The sequence below is a fragment of the Nonlabens marinus S1-08 genome, assembly GCF_000831385.1.
Lineage (GTDB): Bacteria > Bacteroidota > Bacteroidia > Flavobacteriales > Flavobacteriaceae > Nonlabens > Nonlabens marinus.
Map to the genome: position 1 here is coordinate 176905 of NZ_AP014548.1, position 18324 is coordinate 195228.

The following is an 18324-nucleotide window of genomic DNA, read 5'->3' on the forward strand; positions in this document are numbered from 1 at the left end:
CTGCAAAAAATATAATTCGAGAAAAGGACATCTGGAAAATGATCCTGCCTGGAAGAAGGTGGTTGCACTTCAGAGAATTATATCTAAAGCCTTAAATAGCAAAAAAGGCTTCTTTAAAATCTATTTTCCTCCGTTCGCTTGTAAGTCTGCTAGACATTGACTGTCCAATTGCGGAATACTTGTCATATTCATCATGTTGAGGACATTACCTCCATTAATCTCAAAAAACATGAGGCAACCTTCAACATTACAGTGATTGTCACTATTCGCATCTTCATGGGCGCTTTGTAAGGGCGTCCCCAGATTTACCAATCCCATCAAGTGAGCAAACTCGTGATTATAAACTGTAGTTTCTAGATCAACCCTAGAAGGCTGCCCCACACCCCCACTGAATCGCTCTACCGTATTTTGATAAATCACGAGTGAAGTATTTCTATAGGCGGTTCCTAACACTACAGAATTGCCTTCATCTTTTTCATTGGGCTTGTCAACAAATATGACACTTACTGCGATGGTGTTATCTCTCGTGTAGCTGGTGCGATTTGCATCTTCAAGATTTCTAACTTCCTCAATGGTGTACTCAGCCCCAGTATCGTCAGTTATATTTCTTTCTGTGAAATTAATGCCGCTGGGTTTATTGAGACGTTGCTGTAAAAAGCTTTTCAAATTGTCAATTGAGCTGGCTTCTGGTCTAATTCCATTTACATACAACAACTCTACCTCTAGTTGATTAAAAGTGTTGCCTCTCAATAATTCTTCAGCACTAGCTCCAGTATTTCTAAGATTAGCGCTGCCATTGTTACCTGGGCTGTCCACTACATCGCTGGTATCGTCACTCCCACAACTTGCTAGGATCAAGGCTAAAGCAATTCCTACTAATTTAATTTTCATTTTACTTGATTTTATATTCACAATACTACTACTCTAACGCATTACAAGATCCAAAGGATCTGCTAAAATCCCGTCTATAATTCCGATATTGCAACAATGATTTCGCCCACGGACCTTCCAGTTTTAGCTGCACAACGCAAAAAGGAGAACGTTGCTTTTTTCAAAAAATTGAAACGTAAGACTCCTAAAAACCTAGATCAAATCACTCAACAACTACATAATGATGTGTTTGAAGAGGTGGATTGTTTAAAATGTGCCAATTGTTGCAAAACCACTGGTCCTTTATTTACGGAAAGCGACATCAATCGGATTGCGAAACACTTTAAAATGAAGCCCGGCGCATTTATTGAATCCTATTTAAGGATAGATGAAGACCGTGATTATGTGTTGCAAAACACACCTTGTTCATTTTTAGGTGCGGATAACTACTGCGGTATTTATGAGGTTAGACCTAAGGCCTGCCGGGAATACCCACATACGGATCGGAGAAAACTACAGCAGATAGGTTCACTCACAGTTGCTAACACATTTATTTGTCCAGCAGCCTATACTATAGTCGAACGTATGAAAGAAGCGGTGAATCATTAATTTGTAATAAATCACCTACTAAAATTATCTAATAAGCTTAGATTTTTTAGCTAAGGTTAGTTAATAGTTGTCTATACATTATTCCTACAACGTATATTTCACTCATGCGTGTCATCTATATAGTGTTATTGTTTGTAATCATTACTGCTTGCAGTGAGAAGGAAGTCAGTACAACACAGATTGTACAACGTGATTTTCTTACACAACTGATCAATGAGCCATCTACAGAAAAAGTCCAAGTCATCAACTTTTGGGCAACCTGGTGTGCTCCTTGTGTTGAAGAATTACCTGCTTTCGTAGCCATTGATGAACGTGATGATGTAGAAGTTATTCTTATTTCTCTAGATGAAGCAAAAAACGTAGAAAGCCTAGTGAACCCGTTTCTTGTAACAAATAAAATAACCTCCACAGTCAAGTTATTAGACGACCCATATGCTGCAGAATGGATTCCCATGGTGGATGAGCACTGGGATGGTGCTATTCCAGCAACCCTAATTCAAAAAGGTTCAAAAAAAATGTTTTACAATCACTCTTTCACTACAAATGAATTGGAAGAGGAAGTCTCAAAATTCCTATGAAAACTTTAAAAATCCTTACGGTCATTTGTATTATCGCTTTAGCTAGTGCAGTAGTTTTTGGTGTGGTCAACTATTCTAACCCGAGCGAACTTTATGCTAGTAATCCCGAAGCTCCTCAAGAGCGGTTTGATGAAAATCCAAGAGAGCAAGTTGCTCCATCTCGATCCATAAATATGAAGGAAGATGAACTTATAGGATATCGAATAGGAGATGTCGCTACTGATTTCGAACTTCAAAATATTGATGGATCGATGGTTTCTTTAAGCAATTACCCTGATGCAAAAGGCTTTATAGTTATTTTCACTTGTAATCATTGTCCGTATAGCAAGGCTTATGAGGACAGGATTATTACTATCGATAAAGAGTTTAAGAAAAAAGGCTACCCTGTAATTGCAATAAACCCTAACAACCCTGAAAAATACCCAGACGACAGCTTTGCTAAAATGAAGATCAGATCCAAAGAAAAAGGATTTACATTCCCTTATTTATTTGACGCAAATCAAGATATTTACCCGCAATACGGTGCGACTAAAACTCCTCATGTGTTTCTTTTAAATAAAGAAAACGGTAAAAACATCGTCAAATACATCGGCGCAATTGATGATAACTATCAAGATCCCAAAGCCGTAAAAAATCATTTTTTGAGAGATGCTGTTAACTCGCTGATCGCAGGGCAAGAAATTCAAAATAAAACAACAGTGGCCATTGGTTGTTCCATTAAAAGTTAGTCAGCTCTACTAATGCGGTGGACGGGAGAATTCTGTTTGTTAATCCGTATTTTTGCATAAAAATCTGCAATGGTACTAGAGCAGTATTATACCAAATGCCTGGCACAAGGCACCTACTACTTATCTTCTAATAAGGAAGCGGCAGTGATCGACCCATTGCGGGAAGTTCAACAATATATTGACCGAGCCCACGAAGAAGGTTCCACCATTAAATATATTTTTCTGACTCACTTTCACGCAGATTTTGTTTCAGGTCATGTAGATCTGGCTCAAAAAACTGGAGCGACCATCGTTATAGGTCCAAATGCTGAGACGAGTTACGCTTTCGCGAAAGCGGAACACCTACAAAAATTCACCATAGGCGACATCAGCTTGACCTTATTGCATACACCTGGGCACACTATGGAGTCCTCCTGCTACCTAATGAAGGACGAAAATCGAATTGCAAAAGCCTTGTTTACAGGCGACACCCTTTTTATAGGTGACGTGGGTAGACCAGATCTTGCCGCAAAAAGCGACGTCACAACTGAAGATCTAGCAGGCTTGTTATACGATTCTTTACGAAATGTGATCATGCCTTTACCTGACGATATCACCGTATATCCAGCTCATGGTGCCGGTAGCGCATGCGGCAAGAACATGAGCAGTGAAACGAGCGATAGTTTAGGAAACCAGAAAGCCACCAACTATGCATTGGATGCTTCCTTGAGCAAGGAGGATTTTATCAAAGAGGTAACTTCAGGGATTGCACCACCACCCGCTTACTTTCCTAAGAACGTTCAAATGAACCGTGGCGTCAACTCTAGCATTGATGAGGTGTTGAAACGTGGTATATCTGAAATCAAACCATTGGCTTTTCAAGCACTAGCGCAGGATGCTGAGTTTTTGGTTTTAGACGTACGCTCCCCTCAGGAATTTACAGCTGGACATGTTCCAGGGTCTTGGTTTATAGGTTTGGACGGTCAATTTGCCCCATGGGTTGGCTCTTTAATTGAAGATATTGATCAAAAAATAGTTTTGGTAGCCCCATTAGGTCGTGAAGAAGAGGCAGTCACACGGCTTGCAAGAGTTGGATACGATAATGTTCAAGGATTTTTAAAAGGTGGTTTTGAAGCATGGAAGCAAGCTGGTTACTCCATAAGTTCCATAGAAAATATGTCCCCTGAAAAGTTTGTGATGAGTCTTGAAGATGGCAGTATTGCAAACCCTATTGATGTGCGTAAACCTAGAGAGTATGAAGCAGCGCACCTAAAAAACGTCACATTAGCTTCTCTAGATGAGATTGCACAAAACCTTAAAAACTTAAATACTACTGAAGTTTACCATATTCACTGTGCAGGTGGTTACAGGTCTGTGATTTATGCCAGCATTGCGAAGGCTAATGGATATTCCAAACTAATAAATATAGAAGGTGGGTATGGAGCCATAAAAAAGGTAGCCCCTTCCCATTTAATTAATAACGATACAAGAGCAACCCTATGAAAAATTTGAGTAATTCTGAATGGAAAGAAGAAGTCGCTAACGACTCGAACGCCATAATTCTAGATGTAAGAACAGATGACGAAGTTGCCGAAGGCATCTTAAAGAATGCGATACATCATGACATTCATCAACCACAAGAATTTATGGCTGCATTAGATAATATGGATAAAAGTAAAAATTACTACGTGTATTGCCGTGCGGGCAGCCGTAGCAGTCAAGCTTGTCAAATCATGGATCAGATGGGATTTGAAAACACCTACAACCTCACTGGAGGATTCAGCAACTGGGACGGAGCGGTGGATCAAATTAACTAATCCGACTTTAAATTAAATTCTCATAAAACTATTCAGCATGCAGCTTAAAAATATTCCACAGTTAAAACATATTGATGCTAATAACTTCTTTCTCTTATCAGGGCCATGTGCCATTGAAGGCGAAGAAATGGCTTTAAGAATTGCCGAGAAGGTTGTGAGCATTACAGATAAGCTGCAAATTCCTTATATTTTTAAGGGAAGCTTTAAGAAAGCAAACCGTAGTCGTATTGATAGCTTTACGGGTATAGGCGATGAAAAAGCGTTGAAGATTTTGAGAAAAGTAAGTGAGACTTTTAATATACCCACAGTCACTGACATTCATGAAGTAAGCGACGCAGCAATGGCTGCTGAGTATGTGGATGTCTTACAAATACCCGCATTTTTAGTACGTCAAACAGATCTTGTAGTAGCTGCCGCAGAAACTGGAAAAGTTGTAAACCTCAAAAAGGGTCAATTTATGTCACCAGAAAGCATGAAACATGCAGCGTTGAAAGTGACCGATTCTGGAAACGAGCAAGTCATGATTACAGATCGCGGGACAATGTTCGGGTATCAGGACATGATTGTAGATTTCAGAGGGATTCCTACCATGAGACAATATGCGCCTACCGTGTTAGACGTTACTCACAGTTTGCAACAACCCAATCAATCTAGTGGTGTAACTGGTGGCCGCCCAGACATGATAGAAACAATCGCTCGAGCAGGAATCGTGAATAATGTAGACGGACTGTTTATAGAGACTCATTTTGATCCTTCAAATGCCAAAAGTGATGGAGCAAACATGCTGGATTTGCAATATTTGGAAGGTTTAATGACTCGACTTGTAGAGATTCGCAAGACTATCAATTCCTTTGAGTAATTTAATTTAAAGTTCGCTTTCGCGAAAGCGTAACTTCTTTCCACATCCTTTTTATATCTTAGAGGTTCTTTAAAATCAACCTCATGAGATGTCTAGCTGGAATACTCTTTTTTCTTTTTACTACTTGTATTTATAGTCAAGGTACAAGATTGTTGCGTCAACCCACGGTGCATGGCAACGATGTAGTTTTTGTTTATGCTAATGACCTATGGAAAGCTTCCATCAACGGCGGAGAAGCACAGCGATTGACTAGCGATATAGGCTATGAAAGTGTGCCTCACTTTTCTCCAGATGGCAGCATGATTGCTTTTACTGGAGAGTATGATGGCAACATCGACGTGTTTGTGATACCTAAAGAGGGAGGAATTCCAAAACGACTTACTTATCATCCAGGCGGTGACTTTGTGACAGGCTGGACACCAGAGGGAACGATATTATTCCGCTCTGACAGGGAAGGAAAACCCACAGAAACCACGAAGTTCTATACCATAGGAATAGAAGATTCATTTCCAGAATCCCTGGCTTTAACCAGAGCAGCATATGGAGAGATTTCTCCAGATGGTAAATATATCGCCTACACTCCTATCACCTCTTGGGATCCAGAATGGCGCAACTATCGCGGTGGTCAAGCAATGCCTATCTGGGTAGTGAACATGGACACCAAGGCTCTACAAACAACAAGCCAACCCACTAAAGAACGGCATCTGGACCCAGTATGGCACGATGGGAAAGTTTATTTCCTTTCAGAAAGAGATTATACCAGCAATATCTGGTCTTACAATCCTAATACAAAAGAAGAAAAGCAAATCACTTTTCATAAGAAGTTTGATGTCAAAAGCCTTGACGCTGATGAGACTCAAATAGTCTACGAACATGGCGGATATTTAAACCTTCTTAATCGAAGTACAGGATCCTCTACCGTTATCCCAATCACTGTAAACGCAGATTTAAATACTTCACGAGAGCGATGGGAAGATGTTTCTGCACGCAGTATTGCTAATTCAGCCATATCACCTAATGGGATGCGAGCGCTTTTTGAGCACCGTGGTGAAATTTTTAGTGTACCTAAAGAAAAGGGTTCATGGAGAAATTTAACAAACTCAAGTGCCTCAGCAGAGCGTCATCCAGTTTGGTCGCCTAAAGGAGATAAAATTGCTTGGTTTTCTGATGCATCAGGAGAGTACCAGCTAGTGGTTGCTGACCAGTATGGAACTGTTGAAAAGTCAATCCCACTTGAAAACCCTACATTTTATTTCAAACCTACATGGGCACCGGATGGAAACCATATTGCCTATACAGATACCGATTATAACATTTGGGTTACAAATGTAGTGACAGGAAAAACATGGAAAGCTGACACCGATAGCTACGCGCATCCAGATCGTTCTATGAATCCCGTATGGTCGCCAGATAGCAAATGGATCGCTTATGCAAAACAGCAAAAAAGTCACTTCAAATCCATTTATGCTTACAACATTGATTCTAAAAAAATCATTCAGCTTACTGACCCACTGGCTGATGCCATCACCCCTATATGGGATGAATCTGGAGAATACCTATATACTCTAGCTAGTACGAATTACGGTTTAACTTCTGGATGGCTAGACATGAGTTCTTATGATCCATCTACCACCAGAGCACTTTATGCGATTGTATTATCTAAAAATGGGAAATCACCCCACCTCCCTCAATCTGATGAAGAAACCATAGCTGATATAAAAGAGGATAAAACAGAGAAGCAAAAAGAACGCGAGAAAAAAGGTTTTGATGCTGAAAAGGAGGACAAAAAACCAGTGACTGTAACCATCGATGAAGACGGTATTTTTGATCGAATCATGGCAATGGATTTACCTACCAGAAATTATACAGGTCTTGGCAAAGCAGACAAAGGTTTTGTCTTTGTAATGGAATCTATTGAAAACGAAGAAGGCCTTAAACTCCATCTTTACGATACTAAAAAACAAAAAGCAGAAGAATTTACTAATGCTGTTCAAGGCATAGCCACCAGTTTTGATGGCAAGTTTGCTTTAATCGACTATGGTTCCAGTTATTCTATTAACTCTACAGCTACGCCGGTGAAGTCTAGTGATGGTAAATTGCCTCTAGACTTGAAAGTAAAAGTGAACCCACGCGAGGAGTACGAGCAGATTTTTAAAGAAGGCTGGAGATATATGCGAGACTTCCTATATGTGGACAATGTGCATGGAGCTCCTTGGGATACTATTTATGAATGGTATGTGCCCTGGATCAAAGACGTTAGGCATAGAACAGACCTCAATTATGTAGTCGACATCATGAGTGGAGAGGTAGCAATTGGACATTCCTATGTTTCCGGTGGTGACCTACCAGATACCAAACGCATTCCGGTAGGTTTACTGGGCGTTGATTTGAAAAAAGAAGGGAATGCTTATCAAATTGAAAAGATATACAATGGCGAACGATGGAACCCAGACATCCAGAGTCCATTAGGGATGGCTGGGATTGAAGTAAAAGAAGGTGATTATTTAGTTTCCATAAATGGAAAGAAATTAGACGGTTCTTCAAACCCATATCAATTATTAGAACAAACCGCAGGTAGGGAGATCTATATTGAGGTAGCCACTAATCTTAAAGGGTCTGAAAAGCGTAAAGTATTAGTACGTCCAGTATCTAGCGAACGGAGCTTAAGGTACATCGACTGGGTAGAAGGTAACCGCCGTAAAGTGGATGAATTATCAAATGGCAAACTAGCCTACGTCTACATCCCGAACACCAGTGAACCAGGCTTTACTTCATTCAATCGTTACTTATTTAGTCAACAGGATAAAAAAGGAATCGTACTTGATGAACGTAATAATGGCGGCGGGAGTGCTGCAGATTATATGATTGACATTTTAAAAAGAACCCCATTCGGTTATTTCAATAGCAAGGCTAATGATAACCGTCCTTGGACCACTCCTATGGCAGGAATTTTTGGTCCTAAGGTGATGATCATCAATGAGCGTGCTGGATCAGGTGGTGACCTATTGCCTTACATGTTTAAGCAACAAAACTTAGGCCCCTTAGTAGGTACCAGAACTTGGGGAGGACTGGTAGGAACTTGGGATACACCACCGTTCGTGGACGGCGGTCGCATGGTGGCACCACGTGGCGGCTTTTACGACTTAAATGGAGAATGGGCTGTAGAAGGAGAAGGTGTAGCTCCTGACATTGAGGTGATTCAGACTCCGCGATTGACTATTCAAGGACAAGACCCGCAACTAGAGCGAGCGGTAGAAGAAGCGATGAAATTATTAAAGACCCAAGAATTTAAATATCAACCAGAACCGGAAGCTCCAGTTAGATGGAAGCGTCCAGATGGATATCAGAATGACAATTAATATTCTTTAACCTACTGACTTCAATGCATAGAAAAAGTCAAGCGACCTATGTACTAGGTACATTGGTATTTTTTCTAATAGAGGTATTCATAGCAGTGTACGTTTTTGATGACATTGTCAGACCTTATTTAGGAGATTTGCTAGTAGTCATTCTACTCTATTGTTTTACAATGGCTATAACACACCTTCGTATCATTACTGCGTTGACGATTGTTTTGTGCTTCAGTTTTGTAGTGGAATTTTTACAGGGAATCCAATTGATAGAAATGTTGGGGTGGCAAAATTCTAGGCTAGCGCGAACCATTATCGGAACCTCGTTTTCTTATTGGGATCTTTTAATGTATACCGCTGGAGCTTTATTGATTCTAAGCATAGAATGGTTTATAAGCACTAGGAAAGCTTGATCAATGTTCCATAAAGAACATTAACAAGCTTCATTGAAAAATGTAGAACTTAGAATCGCGTTTTGGGCTCGTTGACATAATCCTCGAGATAAGAAAAACGTTCAGTTAGTGTACCATCCTTAGTCGTCATCTTGGCTCGTTCCAGTATCCCATCAGCGTCATCGTTAAAAAAGGCAGGAAATACATGCTCTAAAAACATCTCGCCAAAACCCTCACTAGCATCTTTAGGCAATTCGCAAGGTAAATTATCTACTGCCATGACCGCTATAGATCCAGGTGTATTGAAAGCTACTTCCTTCTCGCTGGATGGATCATAACCATACAAGGGGTCAGCGATAGTAGATGCCCGTAAGGTACATGCAATAGGACCATTAATATCACAGCTTACATCTGCTACTAGCGAGATGTTGAAATTTTCTGATTTCATATCCTCTCTTGTGAAGAAATACGGTGCGCCATCGCCATAAAAGTGACCCGTAATCAAAATATCAGCCACAGCGGCAAATTTCATAAAATCAGACTCAAGAAGTTCTGGATTGTTGTAGCATTCTGTTTTAGTAGGTGTTAAACCATCCTTTCTCGTATAGTAGTCGTCAACGTCCAGCTGCGTAAACACCGTCTGATTGTTCTGAAATTGACCTAATTGCAAAAACTCTTTAGGCGTTAATTCATGTATGTGTAATAGTTCTAGAATCTCTTTAATACCACCACTTACCTTACCACTACCAGTAATCACAATATTTACAGGCGGTAACTCCGTTCGTATAAGTTCCAATTGGGTTTTTACCGCGTCGAAATCGGCAAGATCATCTACTTTAGGCAACTTAAACAAATTGTCCTTCAGTCCCAGCGCCCTGAATGCATTGTAGGCTCCTACCAATCCAGCATACCTTCCAAAACCTATTAAACGCATATTGCTTTCATTCACAATGGTTTCGTGATCGTACAACTCAATTTTCTTATCGAGTATGGCACATAACAAATCTCTATTGTAAGGTTGCTTTTTAATGGTGTGTGAAAAGAAAAAGTATTTTTTACCTGGAATCAAAGCATCAACGGGAACTTCCTTCACTCCTATCATGACGTCTGCTTCCGTGATATCTTCCGCTACCTGGAGACCTGCTTGAGTATAGCTAGAATCTGGAAATATTCTTACTTGTGATGGTTCTATGAGGAGTTCCGCTTTCGCGAAAGCGTGCTCTAATTGAGCTGCTTGAACAGGCGAGAGCACCACACGTCTATCTGGCGGGTTTTTGCGTTCTCGAATTAAGGCAAACTTCATAAGTACCGTTTAAAAGTGCATACTAGCAAGATAAGGAAAGTGCAACGGTCTATAAATAATACTACTGAGAAAAGAGGCTAGGAACTAGAATTTGCTTCTACAAACTCGTTCTAAAAAACTTTTGAGCCCACTTGATTCCTTCTTCTAATGTTCCACACACGTGAAATTCATTACTGTAAAATTTACCTTCAAACTCGGCTGTTTTTTGCGATATGGATTGAGGCGTCACAATACAAATCGCTTTTAAAGTCTCTACCGTGGCTGCTTCTCTATAGATAATGGGACTAACGTTATAAGCGTACGTGCGATTTGAGATGTAAACGAAAGGCTTATCTTGATAATGATCAGTCAGTGCCTTGATCATGGTCGGATTATTTCCTGGTTCAAGAAGAGTACCTTCCTTAAGTTGAGAGATGACATATTTTTCAAAAAAAAAGAGCTCGGCAAAACCGATATCCTGATAATATATCGCGGCCATAGAAGAAATTTTAGGGAACACTTTAAGGTTGTTGCAAACCTATAAAATTGTATTGAGTTAATAAACAACTGAAGATTATTTAAATTCACTAATGGTAATTAAGTTTTATGTTAGGTTGGGAGTTTCGTTTATGAAGATCCAGACCCACTCTAAAATTATGACAGTCTGAAATTAGATTTGGCATGGTTTTTTATATTATTTAAAAGGCAGATCTTTATATTTGTCATCCTTATTTTTCAAGCTCAGCTTGATACTATTGGGATAACGTGAAAGCGTTAAATGGGGTCGACTGGTTTTGACAGCGAGACCGAGTTGATTGTAAGCATGTAGAGCGCTGGAACATAGCTCTTAAATATCATGATTCAACTTTTTTAAACGGCGAGAATAACTACGCCCTAGCAGCATAATCCGAATCATAGTAGGATGTGCCTCGGCCCACTAGGTGGGCATGCAGGAATTCTCTCAAAGGCCTTGGTTTATGGCACTTGATCTAGAGAATTCGTAAAAATAGACCTATCCCCATCAGGGCTTTGATGATGGAGAGACACTCAATTGAAGATAAGGGATGCGTTGGTGGTTTCTGACCGGCAACTCCACGAAAAGTTAAACAGAAACTAAACATGTAGAAAGCGATGAAGTCGCTCGTTTGGACGAGGGTTCGAATCCCTCCGACTCCACACTTAAGAACCACATTCAACTGATTTTCAGTTTTATGTGGTTTTTTTTTATTTGTGTAACATCGATCAGGATTTCATTGAAGAATTTAGCTCGAACCTTGAAAGTCAAAGCGGACATTTTAATTGAAAGCAATTGATTTTCAGTTTTAAATATGGGGCCATTTAAAACACCTATTGATAAGCGCTAATTTCTGAACAATTCCATCAAATATGCATACCCTTGTGTGTCACCTGTAATCAATATCTGCTCTAAAAATGTCGCTGACGAGACTTATATTATAGTGCGGGTAATGGATTAGGTTTTGACATGGACATAGCTGAAGGTAAAATATTTCGCTTAAATGAAACCTTTCATGAGCACACAGATAGTAAAGGGGGTAGGCTTATATTTAGTCCATGATATAGATGAGCACCTACGGCGGTCGTGTTGAAGTGTCAAGCGCATTAAATGACGGAACTACGTTTACCCTTATTTTTTCTAATCGCTAGGGTGTTCCTCCAATACTTGAAATTTCAGGTACCTACTTAAAAATCAAGGGTTTCAAAACTCTTACATTTCAATCTATGAGGAAAAAAAGTACAACTTAAGAGAATCTTTACTAGTTTTACCACAATGAAACAATTCATCCACAGATCAATGGCGCTTTTAATGGCGATGGTAGTCCTAATGACGACTACCAGTTTTTCTATGGACATGCATTACTGTGGTAAAACTCTAGTCGATTATTCATTCACACAGCAAGCAAAGTCATGTGGGATGGAGAAAGTCATGACTGCCACAGATTGTGAATTGCCGGTTATTTCTCAGAAACCCTGTTGCTCAGACAAGCAACTGGTTAAAGAAAGTACAGACGACCTCAAGGTTTCATGGGATCAATTGGCTCCAGTTCAACAGTTCTTTCTGTCGTCTTTTGCTTACTCTTATTCCAATCTTTTAAACAGTACAGGAACGAGCACTAATCCCTTTGCTGATTATTCCCCACCTTTTCTCAGGCAGGATGTACAAGTGTTGCATCAAACTTTCTTAATCTGATCATTTAATAGGGATATCCACGATGTTGTGGATGTCTACGCTTTCGCGAAAGCGAACTAACCTCTATTCCCTGCATCTCAGGAAATAGAAGTCAACTATTTAAATATCAGAATTCCATGCTGAATAAAGCCATTAAATTTCTTATTGAGAACAAGCTCGTTGCTGTTTTACTTCTTGCTCTATTTGTGGGCTGGGGTATAGTGAACGCACCCTTTAATTGGGAAACTGGCTTTCTACCTACAGACCCAGTTGCTGTAGATGCCATTCCAGACATAGGCGAGAACCAGCAAATTGTATTTACTAAATGGCAGGGACGCTCGCCACAGGATATTGAGGATCAGATCACGTATCCTTTGACGACCTCATTGCTGGGAATCCCAGGTGTAAAAACGATTCGTAGTTCCTCCATGTTTGGGTTTTCCAGTATCTACATCATTTTTGAGGAAGATGTGGAGTTCTACTGGTCACGCAGTCGTATACTGGAAAAACTCAATTCATTACCCGCAAATTTATTACCAGAAGGAATAAATCCAGCTTTAGGACCTGATGCCACAGGGTTGGGACAGATTTTCTGGTACACCTTAGAAGGACGTGATAAAGACGGTAATGTAACTGGCGGTTGGGATTTACAAGAATTGCGCAGCATTCAAGATTACTACGTAAAATATGGTTTATCATCAGCCAGCGGAGTGTCAGAAGTCGCTTCTATAGGCGGTTATGTACAGGAATATCAGGTGGATATTGATCCAGAGAAAATGCGGCAGTACAACGTGAGCATGAGCGATGTAGTCAAAGCAGTTAAAGAGAGTAATCAAGATATAGGTGCACAAACCCTTGAAATCAACCAAGCGGAATACCTCGTACGTGGTTTGGGTTATGTAAAATCCATTAAAGACATTGAAAGCGCCGTGGTAGATTCTGAGAATTTCACTTCTATCAAAATACAAGACATTGCCAATGTCCATTTAGGTCCTGCGACGCGTCGCGGCATTCTCGATAAGGAAGGTGCCGAGGTGGTGGGTGGCGTTGTAGTCGCTCGCTATGGAGCAAATCCGTTAGAGGTCATCAACAATGTCAAGGATCAAATCAATGAGTTATCCTCTGGATTACCCTCTAAGGTCTTAGCAGATGGTAGAGTTTCTCAAGTCACCATTGTTCCCTTCTACGACCGTACAGAGCTAATACAAGAAACCCTAGAAACACTCAATGAGGCGCTGACACTTGAGATTCTGATTACGATTTTGGTGATTATCGTGATGGTCTTTAATCTAAGAGCTTCCATCCTAATTTCTGGATTATTGCCAGTTGCCGTGTTGATGGTTTTTATTGCCATGAAACTTTTCGATGTAGATGCAAATATTGTAGCCCTATCGGGAATTGCCATTGCTATAGGAACCATGGTCGATGTGGGCGTCATCCTTGCTGAGAATATGATTAGACATATGGACGACGATCAGCTGCGATTGCAAGCAGACGGCACGCCATTAACCATGAATGAATTGATGTATAAAGCAACAGCTGAGGTCTCTGGAGCCATTCTAACGGCTGTTCTCACGACCATAATTAGTTTTCTTCCCGTCTTCACAATGATCGGTGCAGAGGGAAAATTATTCCGACCGCTCGCATTCACTAAAACCATGGCACTCACCGCATCTTTACTGATTGCACTGTTTTTAATACCGCCTATCGCAGCATTTTTATTCCGTAAAACGGATCTTAAAAAAAGATCCAGATGGTTACTTCACGGAATCTTAATTGTTTTGGGGATTGCCGCCATTCTATACGGCTCGTGGCTAGGGTTGATACTCATCGCGTTTGGATGTAATGGGTTGTTCTTTTCGCTTAAAGCGAAAACAGAATACCAACTAACCCTATCTAGATTTCAGTTTTCCGTTACTCAAAATTTATTCAACATCATCATATCTGCCACAGCTATTGTGATCCTGCTAGCAGAATACTGGCGACCGCTAGGTTTTGACCGCAGTGTTATCATGAACTTGATCTTTGTGGCCATCATCTGTTTTGGATTACTAGGAATCTTCTCGCTTTTCAAGAGGTACTACGATACAATACTGCGCTGGGCACTGGCTAACAAGGTCTTATTTTTTATTATTCCAACCACTGTTTTAGTTCTTGGAATCTTGATCATGCGCAATACGGGCAAAGAGTTCATGCCGGCGCTTAATGAAGGTTCTTTCTTATTAATGCCTACTTCCCTACCACATGCCGGTGTTGAGGAAAATAAACGCGTGCTCCAGCAACTTGACATGGCCGTTGCCAGCATTCCAGAAATTAAAACCGTCGTCGGGAAAGCCGGTAGAACAGAGTCTGCGTTAGATCCTGCACCCTTATCTATGTATGAAAATCTGATTCAATATAAATCAGAATACATGCGTAATGCCAGCGGTGAGCGGCAGCGTTACAAAGTAAATGATGACGGCCTGTTTGTACTCAAAAACAACAAGTTTATCATCAACCCTAACAACGAGATTGATGATGATGTCAACTATGAGGCGTCTCAGTTAAAGACTACTGCCACTCACGATGATTTAATCCCAGACGATGATGGCTCCTATTACCGAAACTGGCGACCAAAAATCAATAGTCCAGATGATATATGGAATGAGATCGTACGAGTAACCAAGTTGCCAGGCGTGACATCTGCACCTAAGCTTCAACCTATCGAGACGCGACTGGTGATGTTGCAAACAGGGATGCGAGCACCTATGGGAATTAAGATTAAAGGTCCAGATTTACTAAGTATAGAAACCTTTGGACTGCAGCTAGAGGAAATCATCAAACAAGCGGAAGGTGTAAAGGAACAAGCGGTTTTTGCAGACCGCATTGTTGGAAAGCCCTATTTACTGATTGATATTAAGAGAGATCAGCTGGCCAGATACGGCGTGTCCGTCATGGACGTACAAGACATATTGCAAGTAGCTGTCGGTGGAATGCCATTAACGCAAACCGTGGAAGGTCGAGAACGATATTCCGTTCGAGTGCGCTATCCTAGAGAGTTGCGTGAAAATCCTGATGATTTACGGAATATTTACGTTCCAGTGGAAAAAGGAAGCCCTGTGCCATTAAGTGAACTGGTGGAGATACGCTATGAAAAAGGACCAATGGCGATCAAGAGTGAAGATACATTCCTCATAGGTTATGTATTGTTTGACAAACTTGATGGTTTTGCTGAGGTTAATGTAGTTGAAAATGCGCAGGCGCTGATCCAGCAAAAGATTGATAGCGGTGAGCTTATCGTTCCTCAAGGCATCAGTTATAGATTCACGGGAACTTATGAAAACCAACTGCGTGCAGAAAAAACTTTATCGGTCGTGGTGCCGCTAGCGCTGGCGATCATCTTTTTGATTTTGTATTTCCAGTTCAAGTCGGTTTCTACATCCTTGATGGTTTTTACAGGTATTGCGGTTGCATTTGCGGGTGGCTTTATTATGATCTGGTTATACGGTCAGGACTGGTTCTTCAACTTCAGTCTGTTCGGTGAGAACATGCGGGATTTGTTTAATATGAAGACCATCAATTTGAGCGTGGCGGTTTGGGTAGGTTTTATTGCCTTATTCGGTATAGCAACAGATGATGGCGTGGTCATGGCGACCTACTTGACTCAAACTTTTGAACGAGAAAATCCCGCCGATAAGAAATCCATCCGACTCACAGCATTAGAAGCAGCAGGAAAACGCATTCGTCCTTGTTTAATGACTACGGTAACTACCATTCTAGCCTTACTTCCCGTTTTGACTTCTACTGGAAAAGGAAGCGATATCATGATCCCGATGGCGATCCCCATTTTTGGTGGAATGATCATCGACATTACTTCTTATTTTCTTGTCCCGGTGCTCTTTAGCTGGAGGGAAGAATTGAGGTTGAAAAGATTAAAATGAAAAGTAAAAAGATTAAAGTGAAAAACGAAAAGTGAAAAGTGAAAAGTGAAAAGTGAAAAGTGAAAAGATTGAAATGAAAAAATTAGAATTATGGCAGAGAGTATTTTAAAAACCAAAAGTTATGCGTTTGCAATTGAAGTGGTGAGACTCTGCCGTTTATTGGTTTCTGAGAACAAAGAATATGTCATCAGCAAACAGCTACTTCGCAGTGGCACTGGGGTTGGCGCTCTAATCCGAGAGGCTGAATTTGCCCAAAGCTCGAAAGATTTTATCAATAAAATGAGTATAGCGCTCAAAGAAGCAAATGAAACTATATACTGGCTGGACCTTTTAAAAGATACGGACTACCTACAATTTAATCAACATCAAGATTTACAAAAAAAATGTAAGGAGTTAGTAGCCATGCTTGTCAGTAGTGTCAAAACAGCCAAATCAAAACTTTGAAATGAGAGACCAATTATCATATATCATCACTCTACTTAGAGACACAAAAATCGACGTGACACGGGCAACTGGAGTGAAATCTGCGTTAGGCATAGCACTTGTTTTTTACTTTTCACTTTTCACTTTTCACTCAGCAGCCGCGCAATCCGTAGAAACCTACATTCAAGAAGCTCAACAAAACAATCCAGAAATTCAAGCCTTCAACCTGCGGTACAACATTGCGGAAGAAAAGGTGAACGAAGCTAACTGGTTGCCAAATACGGAAATAAGCGCAGGATACTTTGTGAGCGAACCAGAAACCAGGACAGGGGCGCAACGGGCCCGAATCGGGTTCAGGCAAATGTTCCCATGGTTTGGTACGATCACAGCACGGGAAAATTACGCCACTTCTATGGCAGATGCGGAGTATGTGGAAATCACTATTGCCAAAAGAAAACTGGCATTAGCAGTGTCACAGTCTTATTATAAATTGTATTCCATAAAGGCAAAACAAAATGTTTTAGAAAAGAATATTCAGTTGCTGGAAACCTATGAACGACTGGCATTGACGTCTGTAGAAGTAGGCAAGGCAAGTGCGGTGGATGTACTGCGATTACAAATACGTCAAAATGAATTGCAACAACAGCATGAGATTCTAGAAGTAGAAAATGATGCAGAAAAAGTCGCATTCAACAACCTGCTGAACAGGAAAGACGGTGCACCAGTAGAGATCATCCTATTTCTAGAGATTCCAGCGATAGACCCTGTCTTTAATGATGAAGCCATCCAGCTAAATCCAGAGCTTTTGAAATATGACAAGCTTTATGAGTCTGTTGTACAATCTGAATTGCTTAATCAGCGGGATGCGCAGCCCATGTTCGGTGTAGGCGTGGACTACCTGCCAGTAACTGCACGAACAGACATGATGCCCAGTGACAATGGGAAGGATGTTTTGATGCCTATGGTCTCGCTATCCATTCCCATTTTCAACAAGCGTTACAAATCGATCAGCAAACAAAACGAATTGCGCCAGCAAGAGATCGAATCTCAAAAAGGTAACCGGTTGAATGTTTTGGAGTCCGCTTTCGCGAAAGCGAAATCACAACGCAATCAAGCACGCATCGCATTTGACACACAACAGAAAAACTTGAAACAGGCGCAGGATGCGGAGCAGATATTAGTCAAAAACTACGAGACCGGTACAATAGATTTCAACGACGTGCTGGATATTCAGGAATTGCAGTTGAAGTTGCAAATCAATCAAGTGGATTCCATACAGAACTACTTTTTACAACAATCAATAATCAATTATTTAATAAATCAATAAAT

Annotated in this window: 15 protein-coding genes and 1 other RNA gene; 13 read left to right on the forward strand and 3 right to left on the reverse strand. The window is 40.6% G+C overall.

The window, feature by feature from the left end:
• Positions 1–120: 120 nt before the first annotated feature.
• Positions 121–891, reverse strand: coding sequence for a hypothetical protein (locus NMS_RS00825; RefSeq protein WP_041494919.1), 771 nt, complete (start codon positions 889–891; stop codon positions 121–123).
• A gap of 96 nt (positions 892–987) precedes the next feature.
• On the opposite strand from NMS_RS00825, the gene NMS_RS00830 reads away from it, so the two are divergent.
• From NMS_RS00830 to NMS_RS00865, 8 genes are all read left to right on the forward strand, one after another.
• Positions 988–1479, forward strand: coding sequence for a YkgJ family cysteine cluster protein (locus NMS_RS00830; RefSeq protein ID WP_041494920.1), 492 nt, complete (start codon positions 988–990; stop codon positions 1477–1479).
• A gap of 104 nt (positions 1480–1583) precedes the next feature.
• Positions 1584–2057: a TlpA disulfide reductase family protein gene (locus NMS_RS00835; RefSeq protein WP_041494921.1), complete on the forward strand. Its 474-nt coding sequence runs from the start codon at positions 1584–1586 to the stop codon at positions 2055–2057.
• The gene (locus tag NMS_RS00840; protein WP_041494922.1) at positions 2054–2785 is read left to right on the forward strand and encodes a thioredoxin family protein; all 732 of its coding nucleotides are present in this window, start codon (positions 2054–2056) and stop codon (positions 2783–2785) included. Before NMS_RS00835 ends, NMS_RS00840 begins: the two co-directional genes overlap by 4 nt.
• Before the next feature lie 69 nt (positions 2786–2854).
• Positions 2855–4267 (forward strand): MBL fold metallo-hydrolase, encoded by a 1413-nt coding sequence (locus tag NMS_RS00845; protein ID WP_041494923.1) that lies wholly within the window; start codon positions 2855–2857, stop codon positions 4265–4267.
• Positions 4264–4581: a rhodanese-like domain-containing protein gene (locus NMS_RS00850; protein ID WP_041494924.1), complete on the forward strand. Its 318-nt coding sequence runs from the start codon at positions 4264–4266 to the stop codon at positions 4579–4581. Before NMS_RS00845 ends, NMS_RS00850 begins: the two co-directional genes overlap by 4 nt.
• A 37-nt stretch (positions 4582–4618) precedes the next feature.
• Positions 4619–5440: a 3-deoxy-8-phosphooctulonate synthase gene (gene kdsA, locus NMS_RS00855; protein WP_041494925.1), complete on the forward strand. Its 822-nt coding sequence runs from the start codon at positions 4619–4621 to the stop codon at positions 5438–5440.
• A gap of 83 nt (positions 5441–5523) precedes the next feature.
• Positions 5524–8799, forward strand: a complete 3276-nt coding sequence (locus tag NMS_RS00860) for a S41 family peptidase (protein ID WP_041494926.1) — start codon at positions 5524–5526, stop codon at positions 8797–8799.
• Between the two features lie 23 nt (positions 8800–8822).
• Positions 8823–9203 carry a ribosomal maturation YjgA family protein gene (locus tag NMS_RS00865; RefSeq protein WP_041494927.1) on the forward strand — a complete coding sequence of 127 codons (381 nt, stop codon included), beginning with the start codon at positions 8823–8825 and terminating at the stop codon, positions 9201–9203.
• 49 nt (positions 9204–9252) lie between these two features.
• Here the strand turns inward: NMS_RS00865 and NMS_RS00870 are convergent, their stop codons facing one another.
• Entirely contained in the window at positions 9253–10485 is a 1233-nt protein-coding gene (locus NMS_RS00870; RefSeq protein WP_041494928.1) for an NAD(P)-dependent oxidoreductase, read from the reverse strand.
• 97 nt (positions 10486–10582) lie between these two features.
• Positions 10583–10963 carry a hypothetical protein gene (locus tag NMS_RS00875; RefSeq protein ID WP_041494929.1) on the reverse strand — a complete coding sequence of 127 codons (381 nt, stop codon included), beginning with the start codon at positions 10961–10963 and terminating at the stop codon, positions 10583–10585.
• A gap of 281 nt (positions 10964–11244) precedes the next feature.
• On the opposite strand from NMS_RS00875, the gene ssrA reads away from it, so the two are divergent.
• From ssrA to NMS_RS00895, 5 genes are all read left to right on the forward strand, one after another.
• Positions 11245–11643, forward strand: a transfer-messenger RNA (tmRNA) gene (gene ssrA, locus NMS_RS13605).
• Positions 11644–12253: 610 nt separating this feature from the next.
• Positions 12254–12673 carry an HYC_CC_PP family protein gene (locus tag NMS_RS00880; protein WP_041494930.1) on the forward strand — a complete coding sequence of 140 codons (420 nt, stop codon included), beginning with the start codon at positions 12254–12256 and terminating at the stop codon, positions 12671–12673.
• Positions 12674–12789: 116 nt separating this feature from the next.
• The gene (locus tag NMS_RS00885; RefSeq protein ID WP_041494931.1) at positions 12790–16572 is read left to right on the forward strand and encodes an efflux RND transporter permease subunit; all 3783 of its coding nucleotides are present in this window, start codon (positions 12790–12792) and stop codon (positions 16570–16572) included.
• Between the two features lie 90 nt (positions 16573–16662).
• Entirely contained in the window at positions 16663–17016 is a 354-nt protein-coding gene (locus tag NMS_RS00890) for a four helix bundle protein (RefSeq protein WP_041494933.1), read from the forward strand.
• A gap of 1 nt (position 17017) precedes the next feature.
• On the forward strand, positions 17018–18322 hold the full coding sequence (locus NMS_RS00895; protein WP_148311314.1) for a TolC family protein: 1305 nt from the start codon (positions 17018–17020) through the stop codon (positions 18320–18322).
• Positions 18323–18324 lie beyond the last annotated feature (2 nt).

What these genes read in the sequence shown, in the direction of transcription:
- NMS_RS00825 (WP_041494919.1), bottom strand. Translation starts at nt 891, where the DNA reads ATGAAAATTAAATTAGTAGGAATTGCTTTAGCCTTGATCCTAGCAAGT.
- NMS_RS00830 (WP_041494920.1), top strand. Translation starts at nt 988, where the DNA reads ATGATTTCGCCCACGGACCTTCCAGTTTTAGCTGCACAACGCAAAAAG.
- NMS_RS00835 (WP_041494921.1), top strand. Translation starts at nt 1,584, where the DNA reads ATGCGTGTCATCTATATAGTGTTATTGTTTGTAATCATTACTGCTTGC.
- NMS_RS00840 (WP_041494922.1), top strand. Translation starts at nt 2,054, where the DNA reads ATGAAAACTTTAAAAATCCTTACGGTCATTTGTATTATCGCTTTAGCT.
- NMS_RS00845 (WP_041494923.1), top strand. Translation starts at nt 2,855, where the DNA reads ATGGTACTAGAGCAGTATTATACCAAATGCCTGGCACAAGGCACCTAC.
- NMS_RS00850 (WP_041494924.1), top strand. Translation starts at nt 4,264, where the DNA reads ATGAAAAATTTGAGTAATTCTGAATGGAAAGAAGAAGTCGCTAACGAC.
- kdsA (WP_041494925.1), top strand. Translation starts at nt 4,619, where the DNA reads ATGCAGCTTAAAAATATTCCACAGTTAAAACATATTGATGCTAATAAC.
- NMS_RS00860 (WP_041494926.1), top strand. Translation starts at nt 5,524, where the DNA reads ATGAGATGTCTAGCTGGAATACTCTTTTTTCTTTTTACTACTTGTATT.
- NMS_RS00865 (WP_041494927.1), top strand. Translation starts at nt 8,823, where the DNA reads ATGCATAGAAAAAGTCAAGCGACCTATGTACTAGGTACATTGGTATTT.
- NMS_RS00870 (WP_041494928.1), bottom strand. Translation starts at nt 10,485, where the DNA reads ATGAAGTTTGCCTTAATTCGAGAACGCAAAAACCCGCCAGATAGACGT.
- NMS_RS00875 (WP_041494929.1), bottom strand. Translation starts at nt 10,963, where the DNA reads ATGGCCGCGATATATTATCAGGATATCGGTTTTGCCGAGCTCTTTTTT.
- NMS_RS00880 (WP_041494930.1), top strand. Translation starts at nt 12,254, where the DNA reads ATGAAACAATTCATCCACAGATCAATGGCGCTTTTAATGGCGATGGTA.
- NMS_RS00885 (WP_041494931.1), top strand. Translation starts at nt 12,790, where the DNA reads ATGCTGAATAAAGCCATTAAATTTCTTATTGAGAACAAGCTCGTTGCT.
- NMS_RS00890 (WP_041494933.1), top strand. Translation starts at nt 16,663, where the DNA reads ATGGCAGAGAGTATTTTAAAAACCAAAAGTTATGCGTTTGCAATTGAA.
- NMS_RS00895 (WP_148311314.1), top strand. Translation starts at nt 17,018, where the DNA reads ATGAGAGACCAATTATCATATATCATCACTCTACTTAGAGACACAAAA.